Origin of the sequence: Streptomyces phaeochromogenes, assembly GCF_001418655.1 — a bacterium.
Lineage (GTDB): Bacteria > Actinomycetota > Actinomycetes > Streptomycetales > Streptomycetaceae > Streptomyces > Streptomyces phaeochromogenes.
The window spans coordinates 16718-32299 of the sequence record NZ_LIQZ01000033.1; the positions used below are offsets into that span (position 1 = coordinate 16718).

General features: G+C 72.7%; 15 protein-coding genes. 9 read left to right on the top strand and 6 right to left on the bottom strand.

Going from position 1 to position 15582, the window contains the following annotated elements:
- Genes AOK17_RS04980 through AOK17_RS04990 form a run of 3 tightly spaced genes read left to right on the top strand, consistent with a single transcriptional unit; the run spans position 1 to position 2245 of the window.
- Positions 1–759, top strand: a complete 759-nt coding sequence (locus AOK17_RS04980; RefSeq protein WP_055611064.1) for a LamB/YcsF family protein — start codon at positions 1–3, stop codon at positions 757–759.
- Positions 756–1370, top strand: coding sequence for a 5-oxoprolinase subunit PxpB (gene pxpB / locus AOK17_RS04985; protein WP_055611065.1), 615 nt, complete (start codon positions 756–758; stop codon positions 1368–1370). The genes AOK17_RS04980 and pxpB overlap by 4 nt, the downstream gene beginning before the upstream one ends.
- Positions 1370–2245, top strand: coding sequence for a 5-oxoprolinase subunit C family protein (locus AOK17_RS04990; protein WP_055611066.1), 876 nt, complete (start codon positions 1370–1372; stop codon positions 2243–2245). The genes pxpB and AOK17_RS04990 overlap by 1 nt, the downstream gene beginning before the upstream one ends.
- A gap of 106 nt (positions 2246–2351) precedes the next feature.
- Here the strand turns inward: AOK17_RS04990 and AOK17_RS04995 are convergent, their stop codons facing one another.
- The 5 genes from AOK17_RS04995 to AOK17_RS05015 all read right to left on the bottom strand — a co-directional run bounded on the left by AOK17_RS04995 (position 2352) and on the right by AOK17_RS05015 (position 7898).
- Complete coding sequence (locus AOK17_RS04995) at positions 2352–3209, bottom strand: SGNH/GDSL hydrolase family protein (protein WP_055611067.1); 858 nt, start codon at positions 3207–3209, stop codon at positions 2352–2354.
- Positions 3206–4399, bottom strand: a complete 1194-nt coding sequence (locus tag AOK17_RS05000; protein WP_055611068.1) for a glycosyltransferase — start codon at positions 4397–4399, stop codon at positions 3206–3208. The genes AOK17_RS04995 and AOK17_RS05000 overlap by 4 nt, the downstream gene beginning before the upstream one ends.
- Positions 4396–5520 carry a glycosyltransferase family 4 protein gene (locus tag AOK17_RS05005; RefSeq protein WP_055611069.1) on the bottom strand — a complete coding sequence of 375 codons (1125 nt, stop codon included), beginning with the start codon at positions 5518–5520 and terminating at the stop codon, positions 4396–4398. The genes AOK17_RS05000 and AOK17_RS05005 overlap by 4 nt, the downstream gene beginning before the upstream one ends.
- 265 nt (positions 5521–5785) lie before the next feature.
- Positions 5786–7204: a HEAT repeat domain-containing protein gene (locus AOK17_RS05010; RefSeq protein WP_055611070.1), complete on the bottom strand. Its 1419-nt coding sequence runs from the start codon at positions 7202–7204 to the stop codon at positions 5786–5788.
- A gap of 301 nt (positions 7205–7505) precedes the next feature.
- Positions 7506–7898 carry an ankyrin repeat domain-containing protein gene (locus AOK17_RS05015; RefSeq protein WP_055611071.1) on the bottom strand — a complete coding sequence of 131 codons (393 nt, stop codon included), beginning with the start codon at positions 7896–7898 and terminating at the stop codon, positions 7506–7508.
- A gap of 316 nt (positions 7899–8214) precedes the next feature.
- On the opposite strand from AOK17_RS05015, the gene AOK17_RS05020 reads away from it, so the two are divergent.
- The gene (locus AOK17_RS05020; protein WP_055611072.1) at positions 8215–8409 is read left to right on the top strand and encodes a hypothetical protein; all 195 of its coding nucleotides are present in this window, start codon (positions 8215–8217) and stop codon (positions 8407–8409) included.
- A 37-nt stretch (positions 8410–8446) separates the two neighbouring features.
- Entirely contained in the window at positions 8447–10069 is a 1623-nt protein-coding gene (locus tag AOK17_RS05025) for a P-loop NTPase family protein (protein ID WP_055611073.1), read from the top strand.
- Positions 10070–10246: 177 nt separating this feature from the next.
- Here the strand turns inward: AOK17_RS05025 and AOK17_RS05030 are convergent, their stop codons facing one another.
- Complete coding sequence (locus tag AOK17_RS05030; protein WP_055611074.1) at positions 10247–11746, bottom strand: SCO1417 family PLP biosynthesis transcription factor; 1500 nt, start codon at positions 11744–11746, stop codon at positions 10247–10249.
- Positions 11747–11846: 100 nt separating this feature from the next.
- Between AOK17_RS05030 and yczE the strand changes: the two genes are divergently transcribed.
- The 4 genes from yczE (at position 11847) to AOK17_RS05050 (ending at position 15375) form a co-directional block, all read left to right on the top strand.
- Positions 11847–12569 (top strand): membrane protein YczE, encoded by a 723-nt coding sequence (gene yczE / locus AOK17_RS05035; protein ID WP_245697016.1) that lies wholly within the window; start codon positions 11847–11849, stop codon positions 12567–12569.
- On the top strand, positions 12566–13333 hold the full coding sequence (locus tag AOK17_RS05040) for a glycerophosphodiester phosphodiesterase family protein (protein WP_055611075.1): 768 nt from the start codon (positions 12566–12568) through the stop codon (positions 13331–13333). Before yczE ends, AOK17_RS05040 begins: the two co-directional genes overlap by 4 nt.
- 62 nt (positions 13334–13395) lie before the next feature.
- Positions 13396–14745 carry an MFS transporter gene (locus AOK17_RS05045; protein ID WP_055611076.1) on the top strand — a complete coding sequence of 450 codons (1350 nt, stop codon included), beginning with the start codon at positions 13396–13398 and terminating at the stop codon, positions 14743–14745.
- 255 nt (positions 14746–15000) lie between these two features.
- Positions 15001–15375, top strand: coding sequence for an RNA polymerase-binding protein RbpA (locus AOK17_RS05050; RefSeq protein WP_003977404.1), 375 nt, complete (start codon positions 15001–15003; stop codon positions 15373–15375).
- Positions 15376–15582: the final 207 nt, after the last annotated feature.

The window sequence follows — 15582 nt, forward strand, 5'->3', positions numbered from 1 at the left end:
ATGAGCACGATCGATCTGAACGCCGACCTCGGCGAGGGCTTCGGCCGCTGGCGCCTGACCGACGACGAACAGCTGCTGTCCGTCGTCACCAGCGCCAACGTGGCCTGCGGCTTCCACGCCGGGGACGCGGCCACCATGCGCCGGGTGTGCGACCTGGCGGCCGAGCGCGGCGTACGGATCGGCGCCCAGGTCTCCTACCGGGACCTGGCGGGCTTCGGGCGACGCGCGATGGACGTGCCGCCCTACGAGCTGGCGTCCGAAGTGGCCTACCAGATAGGCGCCCTGGAGGTCTTCACGCGCGCGGCAGGCGCGCGCGTGGCGTACGTCAAACCGCACGGCGCGCTCTACAACCGCGTCGTGCACGACGAGGAACAGGCCGGCGCGGTCGTGGAGGGCGTGATGCTCGCGGGCGCCACGCTCCCGGTGCTCGGCCTGCCCGGCTCGCGTCTCCTGGACGTGGCCGGGAAGGCCGGACTCCCGGTCGTCACCGAGGCGTTCGCGGACCGCGCCTACACCGACGAGGGCACGCTCGTGCCACGCGGCCGGGACGGTGCGGTGATCACCGATCCGAACGCCGTCGTGGAACGCTCGGTGGCCCTCGCCCGTTCTGGTGTCGTGACGTCCCACTCCGGGCGTGACATCCCGGTTCGGGCCCGCTCGTTGTGCCTGCACGGCGACACACCCGGCGCGGTGGACCTGGCCCGCCTGGTCCGTGCACGGCTCGAGGAGTCGGGCATCCGCGTGGAGGCGTTCGTATGAGGGCACTGCCGGTCGGCGACCGTGCGCTGCTCGTCGAGGTGTCCACGGACGAGGAGGCACAGGCCCTGCACGCCGATCTGCTCCGCCGCCGCGCGGAGGGCTCGCTCTCCGTCCGCGAGATCGTCCCGGCGGCCCGTACGGTCCTCCTGGACGGCCTCGACGATCCGGCCGGGCTGGCCGCCCGGCTGACCACGTCGAAGCTGCCGCCCGCGCCCGCGCGCGCACAGGAGGTCGTCGAGATACCCGTCCGCTACGACGGCCCGGATCTCGCGGCCGTCGCCGGCCACTGGGACGTGTCCCCACGGGAGGTCGCGCGGATCCACGCGGCGGCCGAATTCCGGGTCGCCTTCTGCGGGTTCGCCCCGGGCTTCGGCTATCTGACCGGGCTCCCGGCCCGCTACGGCGTGCCCCGGCACGCGACACCCCGTACGACCGTCCCTGCGGGTTCCGTGGGCCTCGCGGGCCCGTACACGGGCGTGTACCCGCGCTCGTCGCCGGGCGGCTGGCAGCTGATCGGGACGACGGACGCGGTCCTGTGGGACCACGCGCGCGTGCCCGCCGCCCTGTTGTCGCCCGGCACACCGGTCCGCTTCGTCCCGGTGGAGTCCTGATGACGGACCGCGCACTCGCCGTCGTACGGGCCGGGGCGCTGACCACCGTGCAGGACCAGGGGCGCCCGGGCCACGCGCACCTCGGCGTACCGCGCTCCGGAGCGCTCGACGCGCCCGCCGCCGCCCTGGTGAACCGGCTCGTCGGCAATCCGGCCGAGGCGGCCCTCCTGGAGACCACGCTCAACGGCTGCGCCGTACGGCCGCGTTCGACCGTCATCGTCGCCGTGGGAGGCGCCCCGTGCCCGGTCACCGTGGACGGTCGCCCGGCCGCCTGGGGAGCACCCGTGCGCGTGCCCGCCGGGTCGCTGCTGTCCGTGGGAACGGCGGTCTCCGGAGTACGCAGTTATGTGGGCGTGTCGGGTGGAGTGGCCGTCGAACCGGTGCTCGGCAGCCGGTCGACGGACCTGCTGTCGGGCCTGGGCCCGCCGCCCCTCACGGACGGAATGGTGCTCCCCCTGGGGACGCCGATGGCCCCCCACGCGCGCGTGGACGTCGTTCCGCAGCCGCGGCCCCCCGCCGAACTCGTCCTACGGGTGACGCTCGGCCCACGCGACGACTGGTTCACGACGGCGGCGATCCACACCCTCACCACGCACCCCTACCGGGTCTCCTCGGCGAGCAACCGCATCGGCCTCCGCACGGAGGGTCCCGCTCTGGAGCGGGCCCGACCCGGTGAACTCCCCAGCGAGGGCATGGTCCTCGGCGCGATCCAGGTCCCCCCGGACGGCCGCCCCGTGGTCTTCCTCGCCGACCACCCGACCACCGGCGGCTACCCGGTGATCGCGGTCGTCCGCCCCGACGACCTCCCCGCCACGGCCCAGGCGGTCCCGGGCACCCCGGTGCGCTTCGTACAGGTAGGCACTCGGACGCGCTGAGCCGCGCCCTTCAGGGGCGCGGGGCTGTGACATTGTGCGGCTCCGCCGCGTGGGCGCGGCCGGCCACAACGGACCGCACCCATACAACGGCCCAACCCGCGGAGCGCTACGCCACGTCCGGCTGCTCCCCACTCACGGACAACGCGGCCAACGCCGCCGCCACCGCATGAGACGCACTGAGGTCCAGCCTCGCACTGGTCCCCCGCGCCCGATGACGGACCTCGGACGCGGCCAGACTGATGAGTTGGGGCAACAGGTCGGTGCAGCGCCGAGCCACCCACCCGGTCCCGGCGGTGGCCAGCCACCACAGGCTGGCCGACCGCGTGGGCTCGGGGAACTCGGGCTCGGCGGACGGCGCGACCCCCGTGGCGGTGCCCGCCTCGGCGAGCAGCGCGTGGAAGTGGAGCGCGAGCTGCCGATGCCCCCGCTCCCCCGGGTGGAGCCGGTCCGAGCTCCACATGGCCCGGTCGGTGACCCAGTCTCCCTCCGCGGCATGCAGATGCACCGCCCCGTACCGCTCGGACAGCGCGTGCACGACCGCGTTCACGGCCCGCTGACGCCGTGCGAGCGGGCGGGCCAGCGCCCCGGGCAGCCCCAGCATCGCGCCGGGGTCGGGCAGACAGGCGGTGAGCAGGATCGCGCCCTGTCCGGTGAACGCGGCGTACACCTCGTCGAGCCGTTCGGCCACGGCGTGGATGTCGAAGGTGCACCGCAGGGTGTCGTTGACGCCGATGACGACCGAGGCGATGTCCGGCCGCTCGGCCAGCGCGGCCGGGGTCTGGCGTTCCAGGACGTCACGCGTCTGGGCGCCGCTGACCGCGAGGTTGACGAACTCCACGGGCGCGTCGGCCGGTGCGATTCCGGCGGCGAGCAGCGCGGCCCAGCCGCGCCACTCCTCGCCCACGGGATCGCCCACCCCTTCGGTGAGGGAGTCGCCGAGCGCCACGAACCGCAGGGGTCTCATGCGACGCCCTCCCGCGCCCGTTCCACGGTGGGGGCCGCAGCGGGCGCCTCGGGCCGCCCCACGCGGACCTCGGCGTCGTGGGCGGTGAGGAACGCCTCGACGGCGGCCGGCCACCCGAAACAGGCCGCACGCGCGCGTGCGGCCTCCCGCCGCTCGCTCTCGGGACGGTCCAGGAGCCCCCGTATCTCGTCCGCGAAGGCCTCTCCGTTGTCCGCGGCGGTGGCTCCGGCGGAGCCGACGACCTCCGAGAGCGCGGAGGAGGCACTGGCGACGACGGGCGTGCCGCAGGCCATCGCCTCCAGGGCGGCGAGTCCGAAGGTCTCGGCGGGCCCGGGGGCGAGGCACACGTCCGCGGAGGCCTGGAGAGCGCTCAGGAGCGCGCGGTCGCCGACGTGTCCGAGGAAGGTGACCGGCAGCCGCCGTTCACGCGCCCGCTGTTCGAGGCGCGCCCGCAGCGGCCCGTCACCGGCCACCACGAGCACCGCGCGCCGCCCGCGGCGCAACATCGCCTCCAGGGCTTCGAGCGCCGTGCCGGGCCGCTTCTCGACGGACAGCCGGGAGCACATCACGAGCAGGACCTCGTCCTCGCGCGCGTGCCGGGCCCGCAGCCCCGGGTCCCGCAGCGCGGGGTGCCTGCCTTCCAGGTCGACGCCCAGCGGGGCGCGTACGACATTGCGGGCGCCGATGCGGACGAACTCTCGCTCCGCGAACTCCGTGGTGCACACGATCCGTGAATAGTGGTGGGCGGTACGGATGTTGAGGGCGTCGGAGGTCCGTCGGGCCATGCCCTCGGAGAGGCCCCAGGTGCGCAGTACGCCGTCGGCGGTCTCGTGGGAGACCATCACGGCGGGCACCCGGGCGCGCCGCGCCCAGACGCCGGTCCAGCGCAGCGTCGTACGGTCGGACACTTCGAGGCGGTCGGGTGCGAGCGCCTCCAGGAGGCCGGCGACGCGCCGCCTGTCGGTGAGGACGCGGTAGCCGCCGGTGCCGGGCAGCAGCGGGCCCGGCAGCGTGATGACCCTCCCCTGCTCGGTCTCGTGGTCCGAGGCGCGCTCGCCGGGCACGATCAGTACGGGCTCGTGCCCGGCCGCCAGGTATCCGGCGCCCAGTTCGCGCAGCGCGGTCCGCAGACCGCCCGAGGCGGGGGCGACGAAGTTGGCGAGCCGGACGATCCGCAGGGGCCCGCTCATGCCGCGACCACCGCCCGTCCGGCAAGTACGTCGGTGTAGTGCCCGATGAGCTGGTCGCCGACGGCCGCCCAGGTGCGGCCCTCGACGGTCCGCCGCGCCTCGGCGCCGTACGCGGCCCGCAGTTCGGGATCGGCGGCGAGCGACCACACCGCGTCGCGCACGGCGGCCTCGTCGCGCGGCGGGACGAGCAGTCCCGTCCGCCCGTGCGCCACCAGGTCGAGCGGTCCGCCCGCGGCGGGGGCGACGACCGGAATGCCGCTCGCCATCGCCTCCTGGACGGTCTGGCAGAAGGTCTCGAACGGTCCGGTGTGCACGAAGACGTCCAACGAGGCGAAGATCCGGGCGAGTTCGTCGCCGGTGCGACGGCCCAGGAAGACGGCGCCGGCCAGGGCCTGCGTCAGGCTCGGCTGACTCGGTCCGTCGCCGACGACGACAACCCGTACGCCGGGCAGGCCGCAGGCTCCGGCGAGGAGTTCGACCTGCTTCTCGGGGGCGAGACGGCCCACGTAGCCGACGATCAGCTCGCCGTTCGGGGCGAGTTCACGGCGGAGTGTGTCGTCCCGGTGTTCCGGCCGGAAACGGACGGTGTCCACGCCGCGCTGCCACAGCCGTACCCGGGGCACACCGTGTGCCTCCAGGTCGTGCAGGGCCGGGGTGGACGGGGCGAGGGTGATGTCCGCTGCGGCGTGGACCGAGCGGATGCGGCGCCAGGCGGCGGCCTCGCCCGCGTGCACATAGGTGCGGGCGTAGCCGGCGAGGTCGGTCTGGTAGACGGCAACGGCGGGGATGCCGAGCCGGGCGGCGGCCGTCATGCCACGGACGCCGAGGACGAAGGGGCTGGCCAGGTGGACGATGTCGGCGCGGTGTTCGGTGATCGCGGCGGCGACGCGTCGGCTGGGGAGGGCGACGCGGACCTGGGGGTAGCCGGGGAGCGGTAGGGAGGGGACTCGGACGACGGGGCACGGCGCGTGGGCGTCGGGCCCGTTCCCGGCCGCGGTGGCCGGGGCGACGACGATGGGGGCGTGACCGCGCTCGACGAGGTGTCGGGCGGTCTGGAGCGCGCAGTGGGCCACGCCGTTCACATCGGGGGGAAAGGATTCGGTCACGATGACGACACGCATACCCGTGTTGTCGTCGGGCCGGACGTGGACGCGTCAACGTGGATCTTTCCGGATGAGGAACGTCCCGTGAGCGTTGCGCTCCGCATGCCCCGGCATCACGGACCGGTCACGCTCCGGCGTCCGGGCCCGTACCAACGGGATACGGGCCGACGACGGAACGCTCACACGCCGGTCTCACACGCCGGTCTCACACGCCGGTCTCACACGCCGGTCTCACACGCCGGCTTCTGACGGCGGTCCCACACCGCTGTACCGCTCGGGTGCCTCACACGGCGGACGCGTCCGGTCCGATGCGGCTGCGTACCGCGGTCTGTACCTCGGCCTCCTCGGCCGGATCGGCGGCGAGCCGCCGGAGCTGGTCGACCACTCGGGCGTCCCCTGTCTCGGCGTGCCGCGCGGCCACCTCACGGGTGGTCTCCTCGCAGTCCCAGAGGCACTCGACGGCGAATCCGGCGGGGAACGAGGGATCGGTGGCGGCCAGCGCACGGGCCGCACGCCCGCGCAGATGGGACGAGGCGGTCTCGCGGTACACATGCCGCAGTACGGGGGCCGCGTTGGCGATGCCCAGCCGTCCGGCGCCGTCGACGAGCGTCCACAGGGTCTGGGCGTCGGGCCCGTCGCCCCGGACGGCCTCGCGCAGCGCGCCGAGGACGAGCTCCCGGTCCGCTGCGCCACCCCGGCAGGCGAGGACGCGCCCGGCGGCCTCTCCCAGGGCGTCGGGCCGGTGGACCCAGCCACGCGCCCGCTCCACGGCGGCGATGGACCGCATCCGTTCGAAGGCGTCGACGGCGGCGTCCACGACAAGCCGTGAGGCGGAGGCCTGGGCGGCCTCGATGAGATCGAGTACGTCTGGATCCTGGCTGTCGGCGAGATAGCGCAGGGCCGTGCAGCGCGCGCCGTCGTCCCCGGAGCGGGCGGCCTCGATGATCTCGGGGCGGTCCTCGGGTCCGGCGACGGCCGTGAGGCATCGCGCGGCCGGCACATGGAGGGCCGCTCCGCGGTCGATGCCTTGCTGGGCCCACTCGAAGACGGCCCGCACGCTCCACCCCGGGCGGGGCCCGGACGGTCGCATCTGGCGTTGCCATCGGTCGAAGGAGCCGGCTTCCTGCGCGGCACGCACGCGCGTGCCGATGGTTTCGCGGGGATCGTCGGCCCACAGGCGCCAGGGCCGCGGTTCGAAGGAGTCCCGTACGACGACCGCCAGTTCGGCCTCGCCCTCGGGATCCGCGGGGAACCGGGCGAGGACGGGGGCCGCGAGGGCGCGCAGTCCGGCGTCGTCGTCGCGCAGCGCCAGTTCGTCCAGGGCCCAGGCCCAGTTGGCGCCGCAGGCGGCGTACCGCCGGAGCAGTTCGAGCGCGTCCCGCCTGCCGTACGAGGCGAGGTGGCCGAGGACGGCGAGCGCGAGGCCCGTGCGTGACTCGTCCGTGTCGAGGACGTCGTCCGCGTCGAAGAGGTGCGCCTCGATCTCGTCGAGCTCGCCGCTCAGGTCGAGGAAGAGACGGGCGTAGTAGAGGGAGCGGTTCTCCACCTGCCAGTCGTGGCGGGGGTCGCGCAGCACACAGTGGTTCAGTGCCGCGAGCGCTTCGGCGCGCGGGGCGGTGAGCGCGTGCAGCGTGCCGTCGCCGCGGCCCCTCTGGAGCAGGCCGAGCAGCGTACCGCTGGGCGCTATGACCGGATCGAACATGGGAAACAGCCTCACATCAAGCGTCGACGCAACCGGGGATCCTGCTTTACCTGGCCGCGTGACAACACGTCGGGGCGCCCGCCGTTTCCTGCTTGCTGTAGACCATCTTCCTCTGCCTCTCGTCGGTGGCCCGTGCGGGCCGCATCACGGTCCGCGCGGTGCGGCAACACCTGCCCAGCCATCGCGTACGTGAATCACGACGTCATGATGACCCAGCGGTTCTCGCTGCCGCGACCGCATTTCCGGCGGCCCCGTTCCGCCTCCCCCAAAATTGTTGTTTCGCCTGGTCAAGGCGTTTTGTTCAGTGCACGCCGAACAGCTCGAGCAATTCGGCCTTGGCGAACATACGAGCCGTGTCGACGGCGGAGGGCGTGCCCGCGGAGGGGTCCGCACCGGCGTCGAGGAGGACCCGGATCACGGCGTCCTCGCCCTTGAACACGGCTCCGGCGAGCGGAGTCTGACCTCGGTCGTTGATGCGGTCGGCCTCCGCGCCGCGCTCCAGGAGGGCGCTGACGGCCTCCGCGTGACCGTGGTAGGCGGCGAGCATCACGAGCGAGTCGCCGCGGTCGTTGGTGAGGTTGGCCGGAACGCCCGCGTCCACATACGCCACCAGCGCCTCGGTCTGCCCCTGCCGGGCCAGATCGAAGATCTTGGTCGCCAGCTCCACGACCTCGGGGTCGGGGGCTTCACTCATCGGCGGGACCGCCTCTCACTGCGACAACACATGCGACAACGAACGGGACTGCGGGAACGTGCGGCCATCAGCGGTGCGGCCGTACGAGTGAATCGCCAGCGTACTGGCTTCGCGGGCACATGACCGGGCCCGACCGAGGCAAAGATCACCACGAATCCGGCAAACCGTCGAGCGGCCGCCCTGGAGGCCCTGTCAGGCAGGGCCATCGGGGTGAAATAAGCGGAATTTCACTCTGTTGCACCTTTTATCGTATGGATACATCCTGTGAGCCTGGAAGTACTCATGGTGACTGTCCCCATCGACCAGGAGAACTCTCATGATCCTGTCCATCTCAGGTGTGGTGCTGCTCGGCATCATCGTCTTCCTCTTCTTCCGCAAGGACGGACTCAAGGCCTCGCACGCGCTGGTCTGCGCCCTCTTCGGGTTCTACCTCGCGGGCACGGCCATCGCTCCGAGCATCACGGCAGGCGGCGCGAGCCTGGCCGGGCTGCTCGGCGGGATCAAGTTCTGACGCCCATCCCGTTCGCACGCACCTCCAGGAGACAGCAGTGGCCCGGCGCCCTCTTCCCCGCATTCTGAGTACCGGCAGCGCGCAGATCGCCCGCAGCCGGGACCTGGCCCGGACGGCCGCCGACAGCGCCACCGACGTCCTTCACCCACTGATCACGGTCACCCGTGGACTGCGCCGGCTGGCTGCCGCCGGACGGCGCAAGTGGGCGGACACCCCAAAGGACCGGCGCGGTCCACTGCTGTTCCTGGTGGCTTCGGTCGTCCTGGTCGTGGCCCTCGTCCCGTACGGGCCGCTGCTCGCCATCGTCACCCTGATGGGGGCGTCGGCGTGGCACGGCCGGGACCGCACCCCGTCCGGGCCGACAGGACCCGACGAGGCGCAGGCCAAGCGCCTCGAATCGCTCTACGAAGCACTCGTCCCCTACTTCTCGGTCCCCGAGGACCCGGCCCCGCTCTACGCCCACGGCGGCGAGTGGGACAAGGCCTTCGCCTCGTACGAGTTCGACGACACCGGCCGTGTCTCGCATCTCTCGCTCCACTACCCCGCGTACTTCACCGACGGGGAGGCGGACGCACGTGCCCGTATCGAGCAGTTGCTGCACACCAAGTCGGGCCGCGGGCGCGAGTACCGCTTCGCGTGGGACGAGGAGGGCAACCAGCTCACGGTCACGGTGCTGCCGCCGCTTCCCACCGATGTCGCCGCCCAGCGCTTCGTCACGGCTCCGGGCGAGACCGTCCTCGGCTTCACCGACCCGGCCGGGGTCCCGCGCACGCTCCCGCTCACCTTCGGCGAGGAGCGGCGGGACGCCCCACCGGTCGTCTGGCGCACCGGTGCGCGCTCGACCGAGCCGCATCTCCTCGCGGTCGGCGGGCCGGGCAGCGGCACGACCACTCTGCTGCGCTCGATCGCGCTGCAGGCCCTCCAGCACGGCGACGTACTGATCGTCGAGGGCGGCGGCAGCGGCGAGTTCGCGTGTCTGACCGGCCGCGACGGCGTCCTGGGCATCGAGTGCGGCCTGGCGGGCGCGCTGGCGAGCCTGGAGTGGGCGGCGCACGAGACGGAGCGCCGGCTCATCGCCGCGAACCGCGCCCGGCAGGCGGGCCACACCCCGCCGGAGGACACCAGGCGTCCCCTCTGGCTCCTCCTCGACCGTCCGACGGTCCTCGGCCATCTCGCGGCGGCCGACGGCCGCCAAGATCCGCAGTCCCTCCTCCAGGTGCCGCTGCGCCACGGCCGCGCGGCCGGTGTGACGGTGGTGGTGGCCGAGCAGTTCGACGCCCTGGAGTCACTCAGCGAGGCGGTACGCGGGCACACGCGCGCGCGTGTCGTGCTCGGCCCCGCGTCCATGGGCCAGCTCGAAGCGGTGCTCGGGTCTCCCCCGCCCACGACTCCGACCCCGGACGTGCCGCCCGGCCGCGGCTACGCCCGGCTGGGCTCGGGCCCGGTCCACCGCCTACAGGTCCCGGCGACCCCGGACCCGTACGACGAGGCGACGAGCGAGGCCCACCGCCAGGCGGTGGTCGGTCTGCTGCCGGCGCGCACGACTCCGGCGGACGCCGAGCCGACGGGCCCGGCACCGGCGGACCTTGTCGACGCGGCCCCGGAAAGCCCCGTGCGCTTCACCGCACCGGGTGCGGTGGGCGTCCCCGCGGAAGGCTGAGTGGATGGAGGGGGGCGTCGCGCGCGAGAACGCGCGGTGCCTCCCTCCACCCATCTCCCCGCACCACCGGCCGGGCGGCAGTTGCCCGCAGTGCCGCGCCTTCGCCGGAAGGCAGAGCTCCAGGGCTCCGGGCCCAGAGCCCTGGAGACGTCACCGCACAAACCGGATCCGGAAGCGTCACGCCACGAACGTGCGTGGCGCGTCCGTTCCGCCGTTCGCCCCCGACTCCACCAGCCGGGCGGCGGCGGCCAGACGCGTCGCCGCCTCGTCGGCCACCGCGCCGCCGACAGTGAATGGCAGCCGCACATAGCCCTCGAAGGCCCCGTCGACTCCGAAGCGCGGCCCGGAGGGGACGCGGACGCCCACCCGCTCGCCGACCTCGGCCAGCCGTGAACCGGACAGACCGCCCGTACGCACCCACAGGGTGAGCCCGCCGCGCGGCACGTCGTACTCCCAGCCGGGCAGTTCACGGCGCAGGGCCGTCACGAGCGCGTCGCGGTTCTCGCGGGCCTGGGTGCGCCGGATCTCCACGGCCTGCTCCCAGCCACCGGTACTGAGCAGCCAGTTCACGGCGAGCTGCTCCAGGACGGGGGTGCCGAGGTCGGCGTACGCGCGGGCCGCAACCAGGCTGCGGATGACGTCGGGGGCGGCGCGGACCCAGCCGATCCGCATGCCCGCCCAGAACGCCTTGCTGGCCGAGCCGACGGTGATGACCGTGGACCCGGCCGGGTCGAAACCGCAGACGGGACGCGGCATCTCGACGCCCTCGTCCAGATGGAGCTCGCTCATCGTCTCGTCCACGATCAGCACCGTGCCCGCGGAGCGGGCCGCGTCGACGAGGCGACGCCGCTGGTCCTCGTCGGCGAGCGCGCCGGTCGGGTTGTGGAAGTCCGCGACGACATAGGCGAGCCGGGGCGCGGCGTCGCGCAGCACCTGCCGCCAGCGGTCCATGTCCCAGCCCGCGAGCCCCTCGGCCATGGCGACGGGCACCAGCCGGGCCCCGGCCTCGCGCATCAGCTGAAGGATGTTGGCGTACGAGGGCGACTCGACGGCGATGCGTTCGCCGCGCCCGGCGAAGAGGTGACAGATGGCGTCGATGGCGCCCATGGCCCCGGTGGTCACCATGATCTGCTCGGGCATGGTCGGGATGCCGCGCGCGGTGTACCGCTCGGCCAGCATCTCGCGCAGCGCGGGCAGCCCCGCCGGATAGTCGCCGTGAGTGTGGGCGTACGGCGGGAGTTCCTCAAGGGCGCCCTGGACGGCACGTGTGAGCCACGGCTCGGGGGCGGGCAGGGCCGCACAGCCCAGGTCGATCATGGAGCCGAGGGCCTCGGGCGGCAGCGGTTCCAGGCCGCGTGCGGGCAGCGGGTTCCCGGCCGGTACGGCCGTCCAGCTGCCCGCGCCCCTGCGGGACTCCAGGAACCCTTCGGCGCGCAGCGCCTCGTAGGCAGCCGCCACGGTGGTGCGGCTCACGGACAGGGAGAGGGCCAGCTCGCGCTCGGCGGGCAGCCGCGCGGCGACGGGGACGCGCCCTTCGAGAACGAGCAGACGGACGCCGTCGGCGAGGGCGCGATAGGCGGGCGGGCGACGGGTGCCGGGGCCCGCCGGGCGCTCCTGCTGGGAGTTGAGCAGCCGCGCGAGCTGAGCGGCACCCACTGCCGAGGTCCACTGCGCCATGATTTCCAGTCCACCTTCCCCGAATTGGCCATGGAAGAGGTTTCTTCTCAAGCCACAGAGTGTCACGAGTCAGGCCACTGTCACCACCAGGGGGCACATCTTGTCCACTCCGCCACCGGACCGGCCGTCGGGTCCGCCGTCAAGCCCGCCATCGAGTCCGCAGCCGAGCCCGCCGGCGGGGCGCCTCACGCGCCGACTGCTCCAGCTGTACGTGGGCCTGGCCCTGTACGGAGCGAGTTCGGCCCTGCTCGTGGAGGCGGGGCTGGGCCTGGAGCCGTGGGGCGTCCTGCACCAGGGCCTCGCCGAGCTCACCGGGCTGACGATCGGCGTCGTGTCGATCATCGTGGGCGCCGTGGTGCTGCTCCTGTGGATCCCGATGCGCCAGCGCCCGGGCCTCGGCACGGTCTCCAACGTGTTCGTGGTCGGTGTCGCCATGGACGGCACGCTCGCCCTGGTCCCGGACACGCACGCCCTCGGAATCCGCATCCCCCTGCTGGTGGCGGGCATCCTCCTGAACGGCGTGGCGACCGGCCTCTACATAGCGGCCCGTTTCGGTCCTGGCCCGCGCGACGGCCTGATGACGGGGCTCCACCAGCGGACCGGCCGCTCGATCCGTCTGATGCGTACGGCGATCGAGGTGGCGGTGGTCGCCACGGGCTTCGTCCTCGGCGGCACGGTCGGCCTGGGCACGGTGTTGTACGCGTTGGCCATCGGCCCGCTGGCCCAGCTCTTCCTGCGCGTGTTCGCCGTCCCCTCGGCATCATCGGGCGGCAGCACGGTCGTTGCCGCCGGGCAACCGGAGCAGGCGATACTGCGCGGGTGAGCACCCGTATACGCCACCCCTACCTCGACCATCCCGCCCCGATCGCCTTCGCCCACCGGGGCGGGGCCGCGGACGGCCTGGAGAACACGGCGGCCCAGTTCCGGCGCGCGGTCGAGGCCGGCTACCGATACATCGAGACCGATGTACACGCCACGGCGGACGGAAAACTCGTCGCCTTCCACGATTCGACGCTGGACCGGGTGACCGACGGCGCGGGCCGGATAGCGGACCTCCCCTGGGACGACGTGAGCCACGCGCGCGTGGCGGGATCGGAACCGGTCCCCCTCTTCGAGGAGCTGCTGGAGACGTTTCCCGGCGTCCGCTGGAACGTCGACATCAAGGCGGAGCCCGCCCTGCACCCCCTGCTCGACCTGATCCGCCGCACCGGCTCCTGGGACCGCGTCTGCGTCGGCTCCTTCTCCGAGGCGCGCGTCGCCCGCGCGCAGCGCCTGGCCGGTCCGCGCCTGGCCACCTCGTACGGCACCCGGGGCGTCCTCGGACTGCGCCTGCGGTCGTGGGGGGTCCCGGCCCCGCTGCGCCGCTCGGCGGTCTGCGCCCAGGTGCCCGAGTCCCAGTCGGGCATCCCCGTGGTCGATCACCGGTTCGTGCGTGCGGCCCACGCGCGCGGGCTGCAGGTCCACGTCTGGACGGTCAACGAAGCCGCACGGATGCACCGGCTTCTGGACCTGGGAGTCGATGGCATCATGACCGATCACATCGAGACGCTGCGCGGGGTCCTGAAGGACCGCGGCACCTGGGTCTGACGGCCCGGGCGCCCCGCGCGGCGTCCGCGTACGGGGACTGCGACGGGGAAGCGAGGGCACGGGTGGGCACCGACACCGTGCGGGAACAAGCGGCCGACGAGGCCGCGGAACGGCGGCGCGAACAACGCGGCTGGTACGTCTACGACTGGGCCTGTTCCGTCTACTCGACGAGCGTGCTCACCGTCTTCCTCGGCCCCTATCTGACATCGGTCGCCAAGGCGGCGGCGGACGCGGACGGGTTCGTACATCCGCTGGGGATCCCCCTGAGCGCCGGTTCCTTCTTCGCGTACTGCGTGTCGGCGTCCGTCATCCTGTCGATCTTCGTGATGCCGCTGGCGGGCGCGGCGGCCGACCGCACGGGCCGCAAGAAGCCGCTCCTCGCGGTAGCCGCCTACCTGGGCGCCGCGGCCACCGCGGGCATGTTCTTCCTGGACGGCGACCGCTATCTGCTGGGCGGCCTCCTGCTGATTGTGGCCAACGCCTCACTGGCCGTCTCGATGGTGCTCTACAACTCCTACCTCCCCCAGATCGCCCCGCCCGAAGAGCGCGACGCCGTCTCGTCGCGAGGCTGGGCCTTCGGCTACGCGTCGGGCGCACTGGTCCTGGTCGCGAACCTGATCCTCTACACGGCCCACGACACCTTCGGCGTCTCCGAGGCGACGGCGGTCCGCATCTGCCTGGCCTCGGCCGGTATCTGGTGGGGTGCCTTCACCCTCATCCCTCTCAAACGGCTGCGCGACCGCCGCACGACGTCCTCCTCGGGTACGTCCACCCACGGATGGCGGCAGCTGGCGGCCACAGTCCGGGACATGCGCCGCCAGCCCCTGACGCTCGCCTTCCTGCTCGCCTATCTGGTCTACAACGACGGCATCCAGACGGTCATCTCGCAGGCATCCGTGTACGGATCCGAGGAGCTGGGGCTCGACCAGTCGACGCTGATCGTGGCCGTGCTGCTGGTCCAGCTGCTCGCGGTGGCCGGGGCGCTGGGGATGGGCCGGCTCGCCCGGACGTACGGCGCCAAACGGACCATCCTCGGTTCACTGGTCGCCTGGACCGTGACGCTGGGCGCGGGCTACTTCCTGCCCGCCGGCGCGCCCGTCTGGTTCTTCGTCCTCGCCGCCGGCATCGGGGTCGTCCTGGGCGGCAGCCAGGCGCTGTCCCGGTCCCTGTTCTCGCATCTGGTGCCGCCCGGCAAGGAGGCCGAGTACTTCTCGGCGTACGAGATGAGCGACCGCGGGATGAGCTGGCTCGGCCCGCTTCTCTTCGGTCTGACCTACCAGCTGACGGGAAGTTATCGGGACGCGATCATCTCGCTCGTGGCCTTCTTCGTGCTGGGATTCGTGCTGCTCGCGAGGGTTCCGGTACGCCAGGCTGTGCGCGACGCGGGCAACCCGGTTCCGGACAGGATTTAGCGCCGGAGGCCAAAGGCCGGTAGTGTACGCGTTTGGCCTGCCAGGCGTACCGTTACTGCGCGTCAAAGATACCGAAACGCTGGGTCACATCTGCCCTCAGATGTGACAAACCGGGCGCAGGTGGGTACAACAAGGGGCGGCTACGACGGCGACGCATGACCCGGAACGGGAATCTTTACCGCCGACCGGACGTTGACCGGATGACGACGACAGCGACACCTGTCCTGTGGGCGACAAGCCCGGGAGGCACGATTCATGAGTGAGCGAGCTCTTCGCGGCACGCGCCTCGTGGTGACCAGCTACGAGACGGACCGCGGCATCGACCTGGCCCCGCGCCAGGCCGTGGAGTACGCATGCGAGAAGGGACATCGATTTGAGATGCCCTTCTCGGTGGAGGCGGAGATCCCGCCGGAGTGGGAGTGCAAGGTCTGCGGGGCCCAGGCACTCCTGGTGGACGGCGACGGCCCTGAGGAAAAGAAGGCCAAGCCCGCGCGCACGCATTGGGACATGCTGATGGAGCGGCGCACGCGAGAGGAACTCGAAGAGGTCCTCGAAGAGCGCTTGGCTGTACTTCGCTCCGGAGCCATGAACATCGCGGTCCACCCTCGGGACAGCCGCAAGTCCGCGTAACCCCTCCGGGGGTTGGGCGGCATACAACGCACGCACCCAACCGCGGGTGCCGTACCTTCGGGTACGGTGCCTGCGGTTTTGTGCGTTTGAATGACTTTGGGTGGCTTTTGGGTGCGGGTTGGCCGTGGCTGGCCGCGCAGTTCCCCGCGCCCCTAGGTTTCTAGGGGCGCGGGGAACTGCGCAGTCTTTAGCCCCTCCGGCGTTTGA